The following is a 20,198-nucleotide window of genomic DNA, read 5'->3' as shown; positions in this document are numbered from 1 at the left end:
TTCGGCGACCATGACACCACATGTCACGCTGTCACGACCACATGACCGGTTTGTTTATCGACGCCGAGACCGAATCGACCAGAAATTTGTGCGGATGGCACAATGCCGTCGACGGTTTTTGTTCAACGGGCGGAAGCGCGCATGGCGGCATACGGATCCCTGGTGTGGGTGGGACAGGCACTGGGCCCGCGCGTCGACGCCATCACCGCCGACCTCATCCGGGTGACCGAGCAGATGATCCCGCTCAACGACGTCGCCGCCGATCTGGCCGAGATGCGCGCCGCCAGCATCGCCGAGAACATCGCCGCCGTGCAGTACGTGCTGGCGAACGGTATCGACCCGGCCACCGCCGGCCCGCCCCCCGGGGCCGCCGCCTATGCCCAACGGCTGGCCCGGCGCGGTGTGCCGCTGACGATCCTGCTGCGCGCCTACGGGCTCGGGCAGTACCGGATCCTCGATGCCGCGATCGGGCTCGTCCTGGCCGTTCCCGGCCCTGACCAGCCCGCCCGGATCGCCGAACTGCTCAAGTTCGCGGGCACCTACCTGGATCGGCTCAATTCGTCGATGGGTCGGATCTACGAGGCGGAACGGGACCGCTGGCTCAGCAGCCGCCAAGCCGCACGCCAGCAATGGATCGCGCGGCTGCTCGACAACGACGACGTCGATGTCGGGGCCGCCCAGGAAGCGCTGGGCTACCGACTCGATCAGTGGCACCACGCGGCCGAAGTGTGGTCGACGGTCACCGGCGCGGAGGCGGTGCGCGCGCTCGAGCAGGCCCGACAGCTGCTGGCCGCGGCGATGGGCACCGGTGGCGCCGAATTGGTCGCCGCGTCGGGAGACCGCGCCATGTGCCTGTGGTTCCCGACCGGGCAACCGTGCGCGGTCGAGGAACTCACCGCCCAGCTCGAGGCTTCCGGCTTGCCGATACGGGTGGCGCTCGGGCCGGTCGGCGAGGGACTGCCGGGCTTTCGGCGCTCGGCCCGCGGCGCGGCACGAGCCAAGGCGCTCGTCGTCTCGGCCGGGGAGACCGCGCCCACCGTCGTCGACTACGACACGATCGCACCCTTCGCGCTGCTGTCCGACGATCCCGACGAGCTGACCGGCCTCGTCCACCGCGTTCTCGGATCGCTGGCAGGCGACAGCGCCAAAGTGGAACTGCTGCGCCACACCCTCGAGGTGTTTCTCGCCGAAGGCGCCAGCTACTCGCGCACCGCCCGCGTCCTCGACGTCCACCGCAACACCGTGCAGTACCGCATCCAACAGGTCACCGGTCGCTACGGCATCGCTGTCGACACCGACACCTTCGAACTACGCTTCGCCCTGGGCATCTGCCGCTGGTATCCCCATGTCCTGACTCGGACAATCTGAGCCCAGCTGGTTTGTGCGGGACGCACAGCAGGCCGGGCGCGACCATCGGGTCGGTGACCAGCTCGTCGCTGTCGCGGCGCTGTTCGCGGGTGCCATCGCGGTGACCGGGTGCTCGAGCGACGCCGACGTGGTGTCCAAGAACCTGTCCAAGGAATCGGACCAGTTCAAGATCAACCGTCGCGTGGTGTTCTTCAACGGGATCACCGACAAGTACCTGCTGTCCATCGAGGGCAAATGCTCGATCAAGGACGAGAACAACCAGCTCGAGGTGACGTGCAAGACCGGCGACGAGGAATACAAGAAGCACTTTCTCGGGCTCTCGGACAACGTGAGCTACTTCGTCGAACAGCTCGAGGCCGCCGAGGTGAGTCCCTACCACTACAAGGTCATCTTCAAGCCCGAGGTCATCATTCCCGACGTCGACCGCCCCTGATGGTGGTACACAGACCCGCGGGCGTTCCCGATGAGCGGGAACGCAGGCACCCGGTGACCGAGTTCGGGTCATACGGTGGCGGCCGCGAGACGTAGGAGAGAAAGCGGACGCTCACGGCCATTTCGAGCTCCTTCACGTCTGATCTGTCGATTCGACCGAGGAGCTCGATGTCTGCAACACCGCCGCCCGACGACCTGGCCCGCCACCTCGCACGGTTGGCGGCGATCGAGTCGATCACCGCGCTCAAGCACCGCTATTTCCGTGCCTGCGACGCCAAAGACCCGGTCGGGTTCCGTGACTGTTTCGTCGCGACCGGCTCGGTGCTGGACTACGGCACGCTCGGTACGACCGACGCCGACGGCATGGCCGCGGTCTTCGCCTCGATCGCGCTGCAGCAGGTGGACGGCAAGAACGCGATCCTCGACATGCACCACGGCGTGCACCCCGACATCACCGTGCGCGAGGACGGCACAGCCAGCGGCCGGTGGACGCTGCGCTTTCGCCAGGTCAACCTGATCGAGCGCACCGAAACCGTCGCCACCGGTGAGTACGCCGACGAATACCGGGTGCAGGACGGGCACTGGAAGATCGCGACGTGCACGTTCCACCAGTTGTGGGCGATCACCCGCCCCCTCGATGACGCCACCCGGATCGCGCAGTAGGAGCGGACATGTCGAAGATCGCTCTGGTGACCGGCGCCAGCCGTGGCGTCGGCAAGGGAATCGCGCTGGCACTGGGCGCAGCGGGCTGGACGGTGTATCTGACCGGGCGCGGCACCGAAGGTGACGGCGGCCCCCTGGAGGTCACGGCCGCCGAGGTGAGCGCTCGCGGCGGCGCCGGCATCGCCGTGCGCTGCGACCATCGCGACGACGCACAGATCGCCGCGGTGTTCACCCGCATCGCCGCCGAACAGGGCGGGCTCGACCTGCTGGTCAACAACGTCTGGGCCAATCCCGACGGTTTCGCCGGATTCAGTGATCCGTTCTGGCGACGGCCCGTCGCCGACTGGGACACCCTGATCGGTGTCGGGCTGCGGGCGCACTACGTGGCCTCGGTCGAAGCGGCACGGCTCATGGTGCCTCGCGGTAGCGGCGTCATCGCCAACATCTCCTCGTTCGGCACCCGCGGCTACCTGCACTCGGTGCTGTACGGAATGTCGAAGGCCGGCCTGGACAAGATGGCGGCCGACATGGCCGTGGAACTGCGCGACACCGGCGTGAGCACGCTGTCGCTGTGGCCCGGCATCGTGCGCACCGAGCAGGTACTGGCGATGGGTGTCGAAGACATCGAGGGGTTCCCGATCGCCGGCGCGGAGACACCGGAATTCGTCGGCCGGGTCGTTCTGGCCCTGGCCACCGATCCACAGGTCGGCACGCGCAGCGGTAGCACGGTGATCACAGCCGAGGCCGCCGTCGACTACGGGATCACCGATCTCGATGGCGGACAACCGGTCTCACATCGCGCGGCGTTCGGTGGCGGCGCGCTCTTCGGCGTCCGTTGAGGCAGGAGCCGTGGCTCCCGCTGTGCGGGAGACCCGCATGTGGCGAAAGACGCGGCGCCGCTAGCTTTCCCCCATGATGCAACTGACTCTTCTCGACGGTGTCACGCTGATCTTCGGTGGCAGTGGCGGCCTCGGCCGAACCGTCGCCGCGGACTTCGCACGGGCGGGTGGTGACGTGGCGATCTGCTACCGCAGCAAACAATCCGTCGCCGAGACCACCGTGGCCGAATTGCGTGAGCTCGGCGTGCGGGCCAGCGCCCATCAGGCCGATGTCCGCGACGCGGCCGCCGTCGACCGGGTGATCGCGGAGGTGATCGCCGAGCACGGACGGATCCGCACGCTCGTGTGGGGTGCCGGCCCGGTCGTCGACCAGATCACCCTCGCCGACACCGAACCCGACCGCTACCGGCAGTCGATCGAGGTGGAAGCGCTCGGCATGTTCACCGCCGTGCACGCCGTGTTACCGCATCTGCGCGAACACGGCGGCGGCTCGGTGATCCACCTCGGCTCCGCCGGTGATCGGTGGTGGCCCCGGCTCGACGGTCTGTCCGTGCTGCCCAAGGCCGCCAACGAGGCGCTGGTCCGCGGGATCGCGAAAGAGGAAGGCAGGCACAATATCCGCGCCAACTCGGTGCTGGTCGGAGTCATCGAGGCAGGCATGTTCCTCGAACTGAAGGCCGCGGGTGTGGTCGACGCGGCCTGGGAGGCCGAAGCCCGCCGCTTCGTGCCGATGAAGCGATGGGGCACGGCGGCCGACATCGGCGCCGCCTGCGTGTTCCTGGCCTCCGAACAGGCCGGGTACATCACCGGCCAGCAACTGTCGGTCTCCGGCGGTTTCGGCATCTGAACGGGATGCGGGCAGACCCGGTCTGCCCGCATCCGGTGGGAGTCAGTCCGCGGAAAGACCGGGCTCCGCTCGGCCGGATCGACGACGATATCGGCGCATCTTTCCCGACATCGACCCGATCCGGCTCGAACAGCGCTGGACCACCGCGCTCATGGTCTTCCTCCAGGCACTGAGCCGAGCCGAGGAATGGAACCACCGCCGCGGCGCGATCCCCAGCGCCGACGACCTGATCCACTTCTTCGACGACCAGGTGACCTACCTGGCAGGCGGTCTGATCCGGCTACTCACCTGAGGCCTCGCAGGCAGAGCTGATCACAGCATGCGCTGCCTGCCGTGCGCGGCGAACTCCGACTCGACCGCCTGCCGGTCCGCCTCGATCATGCGCTCGTAGACCGGCCGGCCACGCCCCACCCACCGATACACCGGTTCATCGGTGCGCCACGCCTGTTGTTGCAGGTCGCGTTTGAGCACCTTGTTCGACCCCGTCACCGGCAGATTCGCCGAGACGCGCAGCAGCCGGGGGAGACCTTTGCCGCCGAGATCGGACTGCGCACAGAGGAATTCGGTGAACGCGTCGACATCGAAACCGCCAGGATCGGCGACCTCGACGGCGGCCATCACCTGATCGCCCGAACGCGGATCGGGCACCCCGAACACCGCGGCGGCGATGACAGCGGGATAGCGGCGCAGAACCTGCTCGATCATCAGCGCCGAGGTGTTCTCGCCGTCCACCCGGATCCAATCGCCCTTGCGGCCGGCGAAGTACAGGAATCCGCCGGTGTCGATATAGCCGAGATCCCCGGTCCAATACCAGCCGTTGCGGAGGCGGTCGGCATCAGCGACCTCGTTCTTGTAGTAGCCCTCGAACGCGAGCGCACCGGCCTTGTCGATCATCTCCCCGATGGCCTCATCAGGATTGCGTACCCGGCCGTACTCGTCGAGCTCGGCCCGCGCGCACTCCCGCAACGAATCCGGATTCACCACCGCCACACCGGGATGCGCCGGCCTGCCGAGCGCAGCGGGCGGTGCGGCCGGATCCAGGGCGGCCAGGCTCGGGCCCTCGCTGGAGCCGTATCCCTCGAACAGCTTCGCGTCGAAGCGGCGGCGGAACTCGTCCTGATCGGCCACCGACGCCTCGGTACCGAATCCGCGCACCAGCGAATTGTCGGAATCCGTTGCGGTTTCGGGCGTGGCCAGCAGATACCCCAGCGCCTTGCCGACATAGGTGAAATAGGTCGCCCCGAAGTACCGAACATCCGGAAGGAACTGCGACGCAGAGAATTTCGGCGTCAGGCAGACCGTCGCACCGACCGACAACGCAGGCGCCCACAACGCCATGATCGCATTGCCGTGAAAAAGCGGCATACAGCAATAGTCCACGTCCTCGCGCACATGCCCGAACTTCGCCGTCGCCGCGTACGCGACCACCGACAGTCGGCGCTGGGTGCACCGCACCGCCTTCGACGCACCGGTGGTGCCGGACGTGAACAGCAACAGCAGCAACGAGTCCGGCCCACCCACCGCCGCAGGCTCCACCTGGCAGGCATCGATCCGGGCGCCATAGCCGGGATCATCGACCAGCAGGAACCGATCCTCGGCCAGATCGAGCTCCAACTGCCGCAACCGCGCCATCCCCACGGCATCGGTGACGATCAGCTGACAGTCGACATACCGAACATCGGCAGCCAACTGGGCATCACCCCGGGTCGGATTGAGACCCGCCACCGTCGCACCCGCCAAAGCCGCCGCGCCCAGCCAGAAGACGAAATCGGGCACATTGTCCAACAGCACCCCGATATGGAACGGGCCGTCACGGCGCAGGGTGCGGGCAAGCTCCGCACGGGCAGCCGACTCCCGGACCACCGCATCCCGGCTCCACTCGGTATCGCGGGTGCGCAGGCCGAGTCGCTGGTCGCCGACCCGGTCGAGCAGCATGGACGCGATATCCGCCCGGCGCACGCCCGTCATTCCGACCCCGGGTAGATCTGTTTCAGGAAACCCTCGTTCACCACACAATGATCATCGACGACAAGCCGATCCAACCCGGATTCGAGGATCGCCATGCTGAGACTCCCTGTTTCGGTAGCCGCCGACTCGGTTCAGGACGACGCGGCAGGCGCGGCCGCGGCGACACCGGCGCGGCGACCGAAGAAGGTGCCGTCACCGAGCGACGTGCCGCTGATGTAGCCCCACGAATGCAAGCCCGACGTTGCTCTGCCCGCGGCGAACAGACCCGGGATCGGTGCGCCGTCCAAGTCGAGAACCTGGCCGTCGACCGTCGTGTGCAGACCACCGATGGTGAACACCTCAGCGCCGCCACGGCCCGCTTCGCCGTACTCGGGCGGAGCGATGCCGCGCTGGACGTCGATCGCGGCGAACGGTGACCGCAGCGGCCGCAACCAGTGCGCCGCCTTGTGGAAGTAGGGGTCCTGCCCGTCAGCCGCGTGCCGGTTGTATTCGGCGACCGTCGTCGCCAGCGCGCCGGGCGGCATCCCGATCTGCTGTTCGAGATCGTCGAGAGTCTCGGCCACGAAATGCGGTTGCACGCCCCACCGCTCGTTCTCCGGCACTTCCTCGTAGGCCTGTTCGTCCAGGATCACCCACACCTTCAGGCCGTGCTTGAACAGCGCGGCCTGGCCGACGAGCCCGGGATAGACATCCTCGTTGATGAAGCGCCTGCCGAGGTCGTCGACGATCATGCCGCGCACCATCATCCCCGGAATCAGGGAGATCCCGACCTGTGCGGCGGACATGTGCCGCACCGCCGCACCCGCGGCCTGTGCCATGACGATGCCGCGCCCGTCGTCACCGCCGTCACTGTTGACGCCGAGCCCGACCAGCTGCGGTGCGTGCTGAGCCACCATCGCGGCATTGTCGGCGAACCCGCCCGTCGTCAACACGACGCCACGTCGAGCACGGTAGGTGTAGTACCGGCCGTACTGCTTCGCCACGACACCGACCACACGTCCGGCTTCGGTGACGAGCCGGATCGCGTTGGTATCGGTGTGCACCGTCACCGCGGTCGCGGCGACGGCCTCGAACAGCTTCTGCATCAACACCTTGCCACCGAAACCGTCGGAGGTGACCCGGTGTCCGCGCGGCGACGGCTTCGCGAGATCGGCGAAGGGCCAGGCCTTTTCGCCCATCCACATGAGACCGTCGTCGGTGGGCGGCACCCACGTGGGGGAGTCCCACAGGGAAGGTTTGAACGGGACGCCGTGGTCGACGAGCCACTGGTAGTGCCGCGCGCTCTCACGGCTGTAGAGGCCGACCTTGTCCCGGTCGGCGTCGGGCCCCAGCGCGGCCAGCAGGAACGCTTCCATGTCCTGTGCGGTGTCGTCGAACCCGCAGGCCCGCTGGACCTCGGTGCCGCCGCCCAGATACATCTCTCCACCGGACAGCGCGGAGGACCCGCCGCCGCCACCCAGCTTCTCCAGCACGATGACATCAGCGCCCGCGGCGGACGACTCGAGCGCCGCTGCCGCACCCGCGCACCCGTAGCCAACGATCAGAACATCGGTTTCGCAGTCGACCTGCTCGACATCGCCCGCATCGACGGGTGCCACCGAATTGTGTGTGCTCATTACAACTCCCATCCGCTGTGCTGCGCACGCTAAGGAGTTCTCGCGCACGCCGGGCGGGGGAGTGTCCATCCACCGGGAGACCGTCTGCTGATCACCTGCTCGCTACGGGCAACCCTGCTTTTCGATCATTGAATCGTGCCTTCTTCTGACGATTCCCGCACGTGTTCATGTCACACCATTTGCGGGTGCGGCTCTGGCTGGTGTCGAAGAAGGCGGCTCGACAGGTCGGCGATGCGCACAAAGCCAGTTTTCCGTCGCGCTCGCCGGCGAGGATGCTGATCGCATCGGCGGCGATCACGCCCAGTGCGTCTTCGACGCAGGAATCCGAGTTGAGTAGCCAGTGCCGATTGCCCTCTGGCGTCAGGACCGCTGACGCGCGGCCCTGAATGCTGCGGTCGTTGATGACTCGGACTGCGGCGGCCGGGGGAGTGTCGTGCACCGCAGTGGCTGTCGCGGCGAGGTGAATCGCCTCCCTCAATTCCCGCGCGAGCTCGAGCTGGGCGGTGGTGCAGGAGTTCACGGCCAGGCCGCTCACCGCGAGCCAGTCGACGAGCCGCTGCGGCGTGGGGATGCGCTCCACAGGGTCGCCGGAGCGCTCCGTCAGCGTCGCGGTGAAGCTGGTCGCCAGCACGGTGCCGAGGCGGAAGTCAGGGAACTCAGCATGCATGGAACCACCTTAGCCGGTTGCACGCTGACGTCCGGTCATGTTAGAACCGTCTAAGCCGGTTCATCAAGTGCAGGAGGTCTCGTGCCCAGTCCCACCCGCGACGTGCAAGCATTCGACGCCCACGCAACCGACGCCGACCTCGACGATCTGCGCGCCAGACTGGCCGCGGCACGACTACCGGAGCCCGAGACGGTCTATCGCGCCGCACCCGACCCGCGCCGATGGGAGCAGGGGGTCCCGCTCGCCGATCTCGCCGAGGTCGTGAACTACTGGCGCACCGAATACAACTGGCGGTCGTTCGAAGAGCGCCTCAACCGGATCGGCCAGTTCCGCACAACCATCGACGATCTGGGAATCCAGTTCCTGCACCGCCGATCCACGCGAGCCGACGCGACGCCGCTGATCATGACGCACGGCTGGCCGGGCAGCATTGCCGAGTTCACCGATGTAGTAGACGAACTGGCAGATCCGAACGACGCGAACGCGCCGGCGTTCCACGTCGTCGTTCCCTCGCTACCCGGCTTCGGTTACAGCGACAAGCCGGCCACCACCGGGTGGGGGACCGAGAAGATCGCGGCAGCCTGGGTGGAACTCATGGGAAGGCTCGGCTACCGCGAGTTCGTGGCCCACGGCGGCGACTGGGGCGGCAATATCACCACGGTTCTCGGTGGCAGATTCCCGGAGCATGTTCTCGGTATCCACTCCACGTTCGCGGAGGCACCGCCCGGGTTGACGACAGACGGGCTCACAGACCTCGAGCGCGCGTGGATCGAGGAGACTCGCGATTTCTGGCGCCACCGCGCGGCATACGCGAAGCAGCAGGCGACCCGGCCACAGACCATCGGTTACTCGCTCGTCGACTCACCGGTCGGGCTCCTGGCCTGGATCCTCGACAAGTTCGCCGAATGGACAGATACCGAGGACAGCCCGTTCGAGACGCTTTCCATCGACCGCGTTCTCGACGACGTCACCCTGTACTGGCTGACGCGGACCGGCGCATCGGCAGCCCGCATCTACTACGAAAGCCACAATTCGCTCGATCCCGAACTTCGCGTCGACGTCCCGTCGGCGATCACCATGTATCCACGTGACATCGAGAAGTGTCCACGGGTCTGGGCACAGGAGCGGTATCGACAGATCGTCCACTGGGGATCGCCCGACAGTGGGGGACATTTCCCGTCGCTCGAGGCTCCCGAGTCCTTCGTCGAGGATCTGCGGGAAGGTCTCGCAGCTGTATTGGCCGCCAGCAGAGGGACTACTTGACATAATGTGCATTATCGGCGTTTGAAGGCGGCCTGTCGGAAGGGGTTTTTGCAGTTGTTTGCGGTGCATGCCTAGTTGCATCACATGCTGACAGGCGCTCACTGTCGCTTCTCGGCATTGCCGCGCGTGTGTGTGCCGACGCTTCGGTACTTGCAAGCTCGACTAGCCAAATTTTGGGACACCGAAGGAACGCTGACGAATCCGGATAATTCTCGGTTCGGCGGATTCATGACCGTTCGCCCTGAATGTGCTTATCGGCGAATCTGGGCCCGTATCCTCGGCAAACCGGGCCGGCTGCCCGAAACCCGGCACTCCCCCTCCCACTTTCCCGACCCCATTTCGTCACAGTGACGAAACTACTGAGGGTACCTGGATGGCGCACCGCATCGCCTTTTCGCCGTGATGCGGTGCGCCATGGAGATCAGACCAGAACCGGGGTCAGTCGGCGCGATTCGGTGGCCTTTTCGGAGCTGGTTTCCGGCGCGTTGTCGGCGTCGGCGGTGAGGTACTTATCGGGCAACGACAGTTTGGCGATCGTGCGCAAGGTCAGCGCGTACTGACGGACCAGGCTGCCGGTGGTGTACGGCAGGCGATATTCGGCCGCGAGCTTGCGCACTTCACGCTGGATTTCGGGCAGCCGGTTGCTCGGCAGGTCCGGGAACAGGTGATGTTCGATTTGATGACTGAGTGTGCCGGAAAGGATGCGCATCAGGGGACCGACGTCGATATTCGCGCTGCCCAGGTATTGGCGCAGATACCATTCGCCACGGGTCTCGCCCTCGATATCGCGCTTGGTGAATTTCTCCGCGCCGTCGGGGAAATGTCCGCAGAAGGTGATGATCTGCTCCCACACATTCTTGGTGAGGTTGGCGGTGACGTTCGCGCGGATCGTCGATTTCCAGTTCCGACCGGTCATCGCCGGGAAGATCACGTAGTCCTTGAGCAGCTGCTTACCGGCCTTCTGAGCGATTTCGTCGCGCGCCTGCCGGAACTTCTTCTTGTCCTTCTTGCCCGCCAGCACGCGCGGGATCTCCAGGTGGTACACGCACATACCCAGCTCGTACAGCAGTGACACGGGGACCAGGTAGACGAAGTTGCCCAGGTGGTACGGACGCCAGCGCCGGTCACGGGTGATCCGGAGCAGCCCGTACCCTTCGTCGGGGTCGAGCCCGAGCACATTGGTGAAAACGTGGTGGCGGTAGTTGTGCGCTTCCTTCCAATGGGCGGCGGGCATGGAATGGTCCCATTCCCAGGTGCTGGAGTGGATTTCCGGGTCGTTCATCCAGTCCCACTGGCCGTGCATGACGTTGTGCCCGATCTCCATGTTCTCGAGCACCTTCGACAAGGTGAGCAGGCCTGTCCCCCACCACCAACTGCTTTTCCGGCCCGAGTCGATCAGCACGAGCCGGGCGGCTATCTCGCACGCTCGCTGAACGCGGATGACTGTCTTGATGTATTTCGCGTCGCGTTCACCCAGGCTGGATTCGATCTGCCTGCGCAACGCGTCCAGGCGTTGCCCGAACTCTTCGATGTCGGTCGGCGAGAGATGTGTGTACGCCTCGACGTCAGATATTGCCATCTGCTGTGTTCAACCCCTGTTCCGGTGCCGCGCGCCGGGCGCGGTCCAGGTGAGAATACGAACTCGAGGGGTTGGTTCGGTGGTGTGCGCGGTATTTAGTTAGACGTAACAGCCGGGAGTCACCGATTGGGTGTCAGTGACTACTGGCGGCGGGTTCGTAGATCTTGTCCACCTCGGTGGCGTACTTCTTCATGACCTCTGCTCGCTTGAGCGACATCTTCGGTGTCAGTTCGCCGGTGGCCTCGGTCCAGTCGACGGGCAGGATTCGGACCTTCTTGATCGCCTCGGCATGGGACACCTTCTTGTTGGTGTCGGCGAGGGCCGCATCGATCTCCGCGACGAGATCCGGGTTGTCGATCAGAGCCTCGTTCGTGGTGTCGGCGGGCAGGTTGTGGCTTTGCTTCCACGCCGGGAGCGCTTCGGGGTCGAGGGTGATCAGCGCACCGACGAACGGACGGCCGTCACCGACCACCATCGCCTGGCTGATCAGCGGGTGGGCGCGCAGCGAGTCTTCCATCAGGCCCGGGGAGACGTTCTTTCCGCCCGCGGTGACGATGATTTCCTTCTTGCGGCCGGTGATGGTGAGGTAGCCGTCGCGGTCGATGCTGCCGAGATCGCCGGTCTGGAACCAGCCGTCGGCGAAGGCGTCGTCGGTGGCCTGTGGGTTGCCCCAGTATTCGTGGAACACGACAGGGCCGCGGAGCAGCAATTCGCCGTCGTCGGCGATCTTGGCGGCGTGGCCTTCGGTCGGGCGTCCGACGGTGCCGACCCGGGTATCGGCCGGGGTGTTCACGGTGATCGCCGCGGTGGTCTCGGTGAGTCCGTAGCCCTCGTAGACGGGGATGCCGACGCCGCGGAAGAAGTGACCGAGCCGGGCGCCGAGTGGTCCACCACCGGATACCGCCGCCTCGCATCGTCCGCCGAGCGCGAGACGCAGTGTGCGGTAGACGAGTTTGTCGAACAGGGCGTGACGCAGTCCGAGGACGATTCCGGGGCCGCCGGTGTCCTGGGCTTCGCTCCAGGCGATGGCGGTCTCGGTGGCCAGGTCGAAGATCTTTCCCTTGCCGCCGGCGTGTGCCTTCTGCTTGGCGCCGTTGAAGACCTTTTCGAACACTCGCGGCACCGCCAGGATGAAATGCGGCCGGAAGCTGCCGAACTGGTCGACCAGCGTGGACCAGTCGGAGCTGAACGCGACGACCACCTTGGCGTCGAGCGCGGCCAGTGTCACCGCGCGCGCGAAGACGTGGGCGAGTGGCAGGAACATCAGTGTCTTGTTGCCCTCGGTGACGAACTCCCCCAGCGCGATTCGGTCGGATTTCGACTCGGCGTAGAGGTTCCCGTGGGTGAGGATCACGCCTTTGGGGCGGCCGGTGGTGCCCGAGGTGTAGATCAGGGTGGCCGGGGAGCTCGCGCCGACCTCGGCTCGGCGGGTGTGCACGGCCGCGTCGTCGAGGTCGGCGCCGCGCGTGATCAATTCCTCGACGGCACTTTTGTCGATCTGCAGGATTTCTCGCAGGTCGGGCAGGGCGCGGTCGTCGATCTCCTCGATGATCCGGCGGTGCTGGTCGCTGTCGACGATGAGCAGTTTCGTCGCGGAGTCCTGCAGGATCCATTTGGCCTGCTCGGCGGCGGAGCTGTCGTAGATGGCCACGGTGCAGCCGCCGGTGGCCCAGATCGCGTGGTCGAGCACGACCCACTCGTAGCGGGTGGGTGCCATGATCGCTACGCGGTCACCGGGTTCGATGCCCGAGGAGATGAGACCCTTCGCCACGTCGGTGACCGTGCGGGCGAACTCGGCCGCGGTGACGTCGGTGAGTTCGCCGCTGCCGTTGGAGACGTTGAACAACACCGTGTGGGGCGAGTGCTCGGCGTGCAGGAACACACTGTCGGAATTGTTCGCGTGCTCGGGAATCGTGTAGGAAGCCGGGGCTTCGAACTCATGCATCACAGGGCCCTTCCACATGGAGTGATCAGTTACTGCGCGGGCGCGTGCTCGATGCCGAGTCGCAGCATGCCGCGCAGGTCGTAGGTGTTGGTGGCGACCGCGCCGACGATCAGGCCGATCGCCAGTCCCGCGCAGGTCATCCAGAGACCCTGTGCCATGCCGGCTTCGAGGTGTCCGTCGAAGAACAGGATGGCGCGCACGGCCAGGTAGATCTGGTGCATGGGTTCGAACGTGGCCATGTCGGCGATCCAGCGCGGTGTCGCCTCGAGCGGGATGGTGCCCGACGATGACGGGATTCCGAGCACCACGAACACGATGAGGTTGATCATCAGGCCTGCCGTGCCGAAGGCGGCCATCACCGACAGGGCGGTGACCGCGATGGCGGCGATGGCCAGTGTGCCATAGAGGAACAGCATCAGTGGCCGCTCGATCGCCATGTTCAGCAGGGTGCCGACGCCGAGGAACACGCCGGAGGCCAGCGGGGCGCTGATCGCGGCGATCCCCCATTTGATGAGCAGCGTGCGCCACCGGCTGATCGGGGCCGGGGTGGTGGCCTTGTGCCATGGGCCGTATTCGGCGGGGATATAGCCCAGTGAGGCGTCGGCGAGTGAATTGATCATCATCGCGCCGCTGAATCCGACGATCAGCAGGACCAGGGTGTAGAAGAAGGCCGCCAAGCCCTGGCCGGTGCCTTCGGGGAGCGGGTGGTAGGCGGTGACGACGACGTCGATCGGCTCGGCGAGTTGTAGCTGTGCGGCGCCGCTGAGTGGTGTGGCCCCGGTCGCGGTGCGGACCTGTTCGGCGAGTTGGGTGCCGACAGTGCGGTTGACCTGTGTCATGGCCTGGTCGGCGACGGTGTTCATGATCTGTGCGGCGAGGGTGCCTGCCCGCGGGTTGGTGAGCACGGAGATGATGGGCTGCTCGACCTGGCCGGGGACGATCGAGGCGGCGCCGAGGATGGCGACGCGTTTGGTGAAGTCGCCGGGGATGACGATGGCGCCGTAGACCTCGCCGTTCTGCAGCTGTTGCTGGGCTTCGTTGATGCCGAGTGGGCGCAGGTCGATCTTGTCGGCGGGGATGTTGTCGCTCAGCGCCGAGGTGATCTGTGCGCCGATGTTGGCGGGTTTGCCACCGACGGTGTCGCCGACGTCCTGGTTGACCAGGGCGATCGGGAAGTCGTGCAGGTGCTTTTCGGGGTCGGCGGTGTAGCCGAGGTACATGGTGCCCAGCAGCGCCGCCAGGATGGTGACCAGGGTGATCGGGGCCAGCCATTCGCGGATCGGCATGTTGCGCTGTGTGCGGGTGGGCGCGGTGTTGTCAGTCATGGCAATCGTCAATGTAGTCAGCGACAACAAAGTAGTCAACGCAAACATTGGGTGTCCGTCGGATATCCTGCTCGTACCATGTCCCTGCACACCCCGTACCACCACGGAGACCTCCGCGCCGCGCTGCTGACGCGCGCCGAGGCGACACTGCGCGAGGCCGGCGTGGACGGGCTGTCGCTGCGTCAACTGGCCCGCGACACCGGCGTCAGCCATGCGGCGCCGAGTCGTCATTTCCGTGACAAGCAGGCGCTCCTGGACGCACTCGCCGTCACCGGGCTCGAACGCCTCGGCGCCTGCTTCGAACAAGCCGTGATCGAAGGACCCATCACGGCACGCCTGCAAACGGTCGCCTATGCCTACCTGCGATTCGCCGTCGACAACCTCGAGCTCTTGCCGCTGATGTTCGCGCGCCGAAACAACTCCACCTCGGCTGATATCCAGCAGGCCGCCGACCGGGCGTTCGCGGTGCCGATCACCCTCATCGCCGACGGTCAGGCCGCCGGCGAGATCGTGGCAGGTGACCCGAAACGGCTCGGCGTCACCGCCCTGGCCGCCCTCCAGGGCTTGGCCACCTTCGTCGGCTCCGGCTACACCGCCGACTACGACTCCGAACAGCTACTCGACGACCTGGTCCGCCACCTCACCCTGGGCCTGCTCCCCCGGTCCTCCCCCAGCTGACGATCGCAGAACGCGCTGTGCGCGCCCAACGCTCAATTGGATCCGGCCAGGACTACCGGCCGACCGTTGCGCGGCTGGGTGGGTCGGTTGCTGTGCGGGAACAGCGCGCGGTAATTGTCGACATCAGGGGCGGTGACCGGCGCAGGGTGGCGCAGCACGATCCACTCGACGCCTTCGGTGCACGGGGGCGTGGTCAGAGAGCCCTGGTAGCGGAACTGGGCGCGGTCGGCCGGGAGGAATTCACGCGGATCGACCGTGGTCACCGCGCGGGTGAGCCCTGAGCGGTTCGGGGCGGCGGTGAGTATTCGACTCAGCGGGGTGGGGTCGGTGTGGGCGTTCAGCAGGACGGCGAGAACGGCCAGTCGGCCCGATTGGGCGGTGTGGACGAAATGCAGTTCCATGGCGGTCTCGGCGCCGTCGACTGTGTGCTCGCTGGGGAGATGGAAGTGAAACTGGGTCAGGGTGAACGGCGTTCCGTCGACGACGATGCGGTTGCCGGAGTCCGCCGGGGCGCTCACCTGCACGGTGTGTCCGTTGTTGAGCAGGTTCACGGACGGAATGGGGCGGTAGTCGATCTCGATGTGATCGGACGGGTGTAGTTCGGTGGGGCTGTCCAGGTCGATCGGCGATTGGGCGTGGCCGACCCGGCAGGCCGAGTAGCCGCGGTCGAGGTCGGCCCAGTGCTCGGGACCCTCGGCGTCGTAATCCCAGTGCGGCTTGCCCGTGGTGGCCGCGACCGAACCGCCGCAACCGGCGGCAGCGAGCAGTGCCAGTGCGGCGAGGGCGCCGCGGCGGGTGAGGACGGGGCTGAGGTCATTGTGACGAACCGGCACCGGTGTAGCTCCTTGCCATGATTCTGCCGTCGGCCCGGAGGTACACGTCCCGGGACGGCAGTGTGCGCGTGTCGAAATCAGCGAGTCGTCCACCGACCGATAATGTCCGGTTTGCACCGAATATCCTTCTAGTACAGTAGATTTCGCCCCTGCGCGGGGTCTCAGGCTATGCCGGTCGTCACCGCGCAGGCCAGACTCGAGGGCGGCGAGATACGTCACATCGGCGGTGGCCGCGGCTCGAGCTAGGCGCCTAGGGTCGGATCATGATCGAGATTCCACAGGTCTTCGCCCGCGCAACGATCAGTCGCGAAGGCGAACCCGCGCGGGCATGGATCGCGGGACTGCCCCTCCTGGCGGAGGAGTTACTGCAACGGTGGTCGTGCACGCCTGACGGGCCGCTCATGCACGGCCATGTCGGCGTCGTCATTCCGGTGTCGCGTCCGGATCTGGCGCCCGCGGTCGTCAAGATCTCGTTTCCGCACCCGGGCAACGTGTTCGAGCCGGACGCGTTCGCCACCTGGAACGGACGGGGTGCGGTGCAATTGTTCGACCGTGATGACGCACGGTTCGCGATGCTGCTCGAGCGCACCGGCCACCGAACTCTGGCCGACATCACCGACTTCGACGAGGCAGTCGGCATACTCGGGCAGCTGTCCCGTCGCTTGGCTGTCGACGCCCCTGTCGGGCTGCCGCGCTTGAGCGACCTGGTCGCCGACTGGACGGACGAGATCCGCACGACGGCCGCCGAACTGGGCGATCCACTCCCCCGCCGCGTTCTGGATGCCGCGTTCGAAACCTTGCGCGACCTCGGTCCAGGTCAGCCTGAGACCCTCGTCCACGGTGACCTCCATGATGCGAATGTGCTGGCGGGTGAACGTGAGCCTTGGCTGGCGATCGACCCCAAGGGATACGTCGGTGATCCTGCCTACGACACGATCACCGTTCTTCGCAGTTACCGGTTCGCGCCGCTGTTGTTCGCCGCCGATCCTGGTGCCGGTGTTCGTCGCGGGCTGGACTTGTATTGCGAGGCAGCGGGGATCGACTGTGCTCGCGCCCGCCGGTGGGCGCAGGTGCGTGCGGTCAAAGCGGCGCTGTGGGGTCGGTGTCACGGTGATCCCGACTGGTTGATCGCAGCGACCGACCGGTTGGCCGAAGTCCTGATGTGAGAACCCGAACGGTTCAGGCGGGGTTGGACGGCCAGTTCTTTTCCATCCACTGATCCGGTTTCGGGTGCGGGGTGAAGCCGTAGGCCCGGTACAGGTCGTGGGCGTCGCCGGTCGCGAGGGCCATGCGACGTAGTCCCCAGTCGTCCGCGTCGGCCATGATGCGATCGAGCAGGTGCTTGCCGACACCTTGTCCGCGCTGGGAACGGTCGACGTAGACGTCGGAGAGCCAGGCGAAGGTGGTGCGGTCGGTGACCAGGCGGGCGAAGGCGATCTGGGAACCGTCGCGGAACACGCTGTAGGGCAGGGAGTTCTCGACGAGGCGCTGCACCCGCTCACGGCTACGACCGAGTGCCCAGTACGCGTCGGTGGACAGCCGGTGGTGGAGCCAATCGAGGTCGACGGCGGCGGGATCGGTGGAGAAATCGAGCATCGGTCCAGGATAGGACTGTTCGCCGGTACCGCCATTGCGTATCAGTCACCAGGCGCCGCGTCGGGCATGGCAGTGATCTTGCGGGTGCTCACCGCGTGGCGGGTTCTGTCCCGATGTGCTTCCCCGGAAAGTGGCCCGGGGAAGCACATCGGGGTGTTCAGGCGCCGACGTAGGTGGCCAGGTGTTCGCCGGTGAGCGTGGAGCGGGCTTCGACGAGGTCGGCGGGGGTGCCTTCGAAGACGATATGGCCGCCGTCGTGGCCCGCGCCGGGGCCGAGGTCGATGATCCAGTCGGCGTGGGCCATCACCGCCTGGTGGTGTTCGACGACGATGACGGACTTGCCGGATTCGACGAGGCGGTCGAGCAGGCCGAGGAGTTGTTCGACGTCGGCCAGGTGCAGGCCGGTGGTCGGTTCGTCGAGGATGTAGACCCCGCCCTTGTCGGACATGTGGGTGGCGAGCTTGAGGCGCTGGCGTTCGCCGCCGGACAGGGTGGTCAGTGGCTGGCCGATGGTGAGGTAGCCCAGGCCCACTTCGGTGAGGTGGGTGAGGATCTTGTGGGCTGCGGGGGTGCGGGCTTCGCCTTCGCCGAAGAACTCGCGTGCTTCGTCGACGGGCATCGAGAGCACTTCGCTGATGTTCTTGCCCGCGAAGGTGTATTCGAGGACTTCGGCCATGAAGCGTTTGCCTTCGCACACCTCACACATCGTCGACACGCCGGCCATCATCGCCAGGTCGGTGTAGACCACGCCCGCGCCGTTGCAGTTGGGGCAGGCACCTTCGGAATTGGCACTGAACAGGGCCGGTTTGGCTCCGGTGGCCTTGGCGAACGCTTTGCGGATGTGGTCGAGCAGACCGGTGTAGGTGGCGGGATTGCTGCGGCGCGAGCCCTTGATCGGGGTCTGGTCGATGGAGATGACGCCTTCGTCGATCGGGATCGAGCCGTGCACGAGCGAGCTCTTGCCCGAGCCCGCGACGCCGGTGATCGCCACCAGAATGCCGAGGGGGATGTCGACGTCGACTTTGTCGAGGTTGTTGGCGGTGGCGCCGCGAATCTGCAAGGCGCTGGTCGACTTTCGCACCGAGTCCTTGACCGAGGCGCGGTCGTCGAAGTGGCGGCCGGTGACGGTGTCGCTGGCGCGCAGCCCGTCGACGGTGCCTTCGAAGCAGATGGTGCCGCCCTTGGAGCCGGCGGCGGGGCCGAGGTCGACGATGTGGTCGGCGATGACGATCGTTTCGGGCTTGTGCTCGACGACGAGCACAGTGTTGCCCTTGTCGCGCAGGCGCAGCAGCAGGTCGTTCATCCGCTGGATGTCGTGCGGGTGCAGGCCCGCGGTGGGCTCGTCGAAGACATAGGTGACGTCGGTGAGCGAGGACCCGAGGTGGCGAATCATCTTCACGCGCTGGGCTTCACCGCCCGACAGGGTGCCCGAGGGGCGTGACAGCGACAGGTAGCCGAGGCCGATCTCGACGAACGAGTCCAGAGTCTGGCGCAGCGACTCCAGCAGCGGCGCCACCGACGGGTCGTCGACCTGCTTGACCCAGTCGGCGAGATCGGTGATCTGCATGGCGCAGGCGTCGGCGATGCTGATGCCGTCGATCTTGGACGAGCGGGCCGCGGCGGACAGCCGGGTGCCCGCACAGTCGGGGCAGGTGCCGAAGGTGACGGCGCGTTCGACGAAGGCGCGCACATGCGGTTGCAGCGAATCGATGTCCTTGGACAGCATCGACTTGCGCAGTTTGGGGATGAGTCCTTCGTAGGTGAGGTTGATGCCCTCGACCTTGACCTTCGTCGGCTCTTTGTACAGCAGGTCGGCGAGCTGCTTCTTGGTGTACTTCTTGATCGGTTTGGCCGGGTCGAAGAAGCCGGAACCCTTGAAGATGCGGCCCATCCAGCCGTCCATGCTGTAGCCGGGAATCTTGAACGGGCCCTCGTCGAGGGAGAGGTTCTCGTCGTAGAGCTCGGTGAGGTCGATGTCGTTGATCTGACCTTTGCCCTCACAGGTGGGACACATGCCGCCGGTGATGGCGAAGCTGCGGCGTTCCTTGACGGTGACCCCGTTCTTCTCGACCTCGACCGCGCCGGCGCCGCTGATCGAGGCGACATTGAACGAGAACGCCTGCGACGACCCGATGTGCGGGTCGCCGAGGCGGCTGAACAGGATCCGCAGCATCGCGTTGGCGTCGGTGACGGTGCCGACAGTGGATCGCGGGTCGGCGCCCAGCCGGGACTGGTCGACGAGGATGGCGGTGGTCAGACCCTCCAGGACGTCGACGTCGGGGCGGGCCTGGCTGGGCATGAAGCCCTGCACGAACGCGCTGTAGGTCTCGTTGATCAGGCGCTGCGATTCGGCGGCGATGGTGCCGAAGACCAGCGAGCTCTTACCGGACCCGGACACTCCTGTGAAGACCGTCAGCCTGCGCTTGGGGATCTCGATGCTCACATCGCGCAGATTGTTGACCCGCGCGCCGTGCACGCGGATCAAATCGTGGCTGTCGGCCGGCTCTATGGTGGTGCCGGTCTTCTTGGCCGTGCTCATGGGTCTCCCTCGATCAGTCGACATCGCCGGATATCGAATC

At 66.3% G+C, this 20,198-nt stretch carries 18 protein-coding genes; 9 read left to right on the top strand and 9 right to left on the bottom strand.

The features are described from left to right. Positions 1-141 precede the first annotated feature (141 nt). From ACWF99_RS01985 to ACWF99_RS01960, 6 genes are all read left to right on the top strand, one after another. Positions 142-1,368: a PucR family transcriptional regulator gene (locus ACWF99_RS01985; RefSeq protein ID WP_378629139.1), complete on the top strand. Its 1,227-nt coding sequence runs from the start codon at positions 142-144 to the stop codon at positions 1,366-1,368. 13 nt (positions 1,369-1,381) lie between these two features. Next, positions 1,382-1,801, top strand: a complete 420-nt coding sequence (locus ACWF99_RS01980) for a beta-sandwich lipoprotein (protein WP_452534070.1) — start codon at positions 1,382-1,384, stop codon at positions 1,799-1,801. A 167-nt stretch (positions 1,802-1,968) separates the two neighbouring features. Further along, the gene (locus tag ACWF99_RS01975; RefSeq protein WP_378629135.1) at positions 1,969-2,463 is read left to right on the top strand and encodes a nuclear transport factor 2 family protein; all 495 of its coding nucleotides are present in this window, start codon (positions 1,969-1,971) and stop codon (positions 2,461-2,463) included. Positions 2,464-2,471: 8 nt separating this feature from the next. Continuing rightward, positions 2,472-3,302, top strand: a complete 831-nt coding sequence (locus ACWF99_RS01970; RefSeq protein WP_452534068.1) for an SDR family NAD(P)-dependent oxidoreductase — start codon at positions 2,472-2,474, stop codon at positions 3,300-3,302. 73 nt (positions 3,303-3,375) lie between these two features. Then, positions 3,376-4,149 carry an SDR family NAD(P)-dependent oxidoreductase gene (locus tag ACWF99_RS01965; RefSeq protein ID WP_452534066.1) on the top strand — a complete coding sequence of 258 codons (774 nt, stop codon included), beginning with the start codon at positions 3,376-3,378 and terminating at the stop codon, positions 4,147-4,149. A gap of 151 nt (positions 4,150-4,300) precedes the next feature. Then, the gene (locus ACWF99_RS01960; RefSeq protein ID WP_452534064.1) at positions 4,301-4,441 is read left to right on the top strand and encodes a hypothetical protein; all 141 of its coding nucleotides are present in this window, start codon (positions 4,301-4,303) and stop codon (positions 4,439-4,441) included. A 20-nt stretch (positions 4,442-4,461) separates the two neighbouring features. Here ACWF99_RS01960 and ACWF99_RS01955 read toward each other — a convergent pair whose 3' ends face one another. The 3 genes from ACWF99_RS01955 to ACWF99_RS01945 all read right to left on the bottom strand — a co-directional run bounded on the left by ACWF99_RS01955 (position 4,462) and on the right by ACWF99_RS01945 (position 8,400). Further along, a complete protein-coding gene (locus tag ACWF99_RS01955) occupies positions 4,462-6,117 on the bottom strand; it encodes an AMP-binding protein (RefSeq protein WP_452534063.1) in 1,656 nt (551 codons plus the stop codon). Positions 6,118-6,248: 131 nt separating this feature from the next. After that, positions 6,249-7,733 (bottom strand): FAD-dependent oxidoreductase, encoded by a 1,485-nt coding sequence (locus ACWF99_RS01950; RefSeq protein ID WP_452534061.1) that lies wholly within the window; start codon positions 7,731-7,733, stop codon positions 6,249-6,251. 91 nt (positions 7,734-7,824) lie between these two features. Next, a complete protein-coding gene (locus ACWF99_RS01945; protein ID WP_452534059.1) occupies positions 7,825-8,400 on the bottom strand; it encodes a CGNR zinc finger domain-containing protein in 576 nt (191 codons plus the stop codon). An 81-nt stretch (positions 8,401-8,481) separates the two neighbouring features. On the opposite strand from ACWF99_RS01945, the gene ACWF99_RS01940 reads away from it, so the two are divergent. Then, positions 8,482-9,663 carry an epoxide hydrolase family protein gene (locus ACWF99_RS01940; RefSeq protein ID WP_452534057.1) on the top strand — a complete coding sequence of 394 codons (1,182 nt, stop codon included), beginning with the start codon at positions 8,482-8,484 and terminating at the stop codon, positions 9,661-9,663. Positions 9,664-10,084: 421 nt separating this feature from the next. Here ACWF99_RS01940 and ACWF99_RS01935 read toward each other — a convergent pair whose 3' ends face one another. The 3 genes from ACWF99_RS01935 to ACWF99_RS01925 form a co-directional block, all read right to left on the bottom strand. After that, entirely contained in the window at positions 10,085-11,242 is a 1,158-nt protein-coding gene (locus tag ACWF99_RS01935; protein ID WP_452534055.1) for a fatty acid desaturase family protein, read from the bottom strand. Between the two features lie 133 nt (positions 11,243-11,375). After that, on the bottom strand, positions 11,376-13,187 hold the full coding sequence (locus tag ACWF99_RS01930; RefSeq protein ID WP_452534053.1) for an AMP-dependent synthetase/ligase: 1,812 nt from the start codon (positions 13,185-13,187) through the stop codon (positions 11,376-11,378). Between the two features lie 29 nt (positions 13,188-13,216). After that, entirely contained in the window at positions 13,217-14,512 is a 1,296-nt protein-coding gene (locus ACWF99_RS01925) for a DUF3533 domain-containing protein (protein ID WP_452534051.1), read from the bottom strand. A 78-nt stretch (positions 14,513-14,590) separates the two neighbouring features. Here ACWF99_RS01925 and ACWF99_RS01920 point away from each other — a divergent pair, with 78 nt between their 5' ends. Then, entirely contained in the window at positions 14,591-15,190 is a 600-nt protein-coding gene (locus tag ACWF99_RS01920) for a TetR/AcrR family transcriptional regulator (RefSeq protein ID WP_378629114.1), read from the top strand. Between the two features lie 32 nt (positions 15,191-15,222). Here ACWF99_RS01920 and ACWF99_RS01915 read toward each other — a convergent pair whose 3' ends face one another. Beyond that, positions 15,223-16,023, bottom strand: a complete 801-nt coding sequence (locus tag ACWF99_RS01915; RefSeq protein ID WP_452534049.1) for a carbonic anhydrase — start codon at positions 16,021-16,023, stop codon at positions 15,223-15,225. A gap of 263 nt (positions 16,024-16,286) precedes the next feature. Between ACWF99_RS01915 and ACWF99_RS01910 the strand changes: the two genes are divergently transcribed. Further along, on the top strand, positions 16,287-17,189 hold the full coding sequence (locus ACWF99_RS01910; RefSeq protein WP_452534047.1) for an aminoglycoside phosphotransferase family protein: 903 nt from the start codon (positions 16,287-16,289) through the stop codon (positions 17,187-17,189). 13 nt (positions 17,190-17,202) lie between these two features. Here ACWF99_RS01910 and ACWF99_RS01905 read toward each other — a convergent pair whose 3' ends face one another. After that, positions 17,203-17,619 carry a GNAT family N-acetyltransferase gene (locus tag ACWF99_RS01905; protein WP_378629107.1) on the bottom strand — a complete coding sequence of 139 codons (417 nt, stop codon included), beginning with the start codon at positions 17,617-17,619 and terminating at the stop codon, positions 17,203-17,205. Positions 17,620-17,776: 157 nt separating this feature from the next. Next, entirely contained in the window at positions 17,777-20,158 is a 2,382-nt protein-coding gene (locus ACWF99_RS01900; RefSeq protein ID WP_452534045.1) for an ATP-binding cassette domain-containing protein, read from the bottom strand. Positions 20,159-20,198 lie beyond the last annotated feature (40 nt).

Source organism: Nocardia sp. NPDC055002, from assembly GCF_053608825.1.
This window is presented reverse-complemented; position numbering and strand designations above follow the sequence as displayed.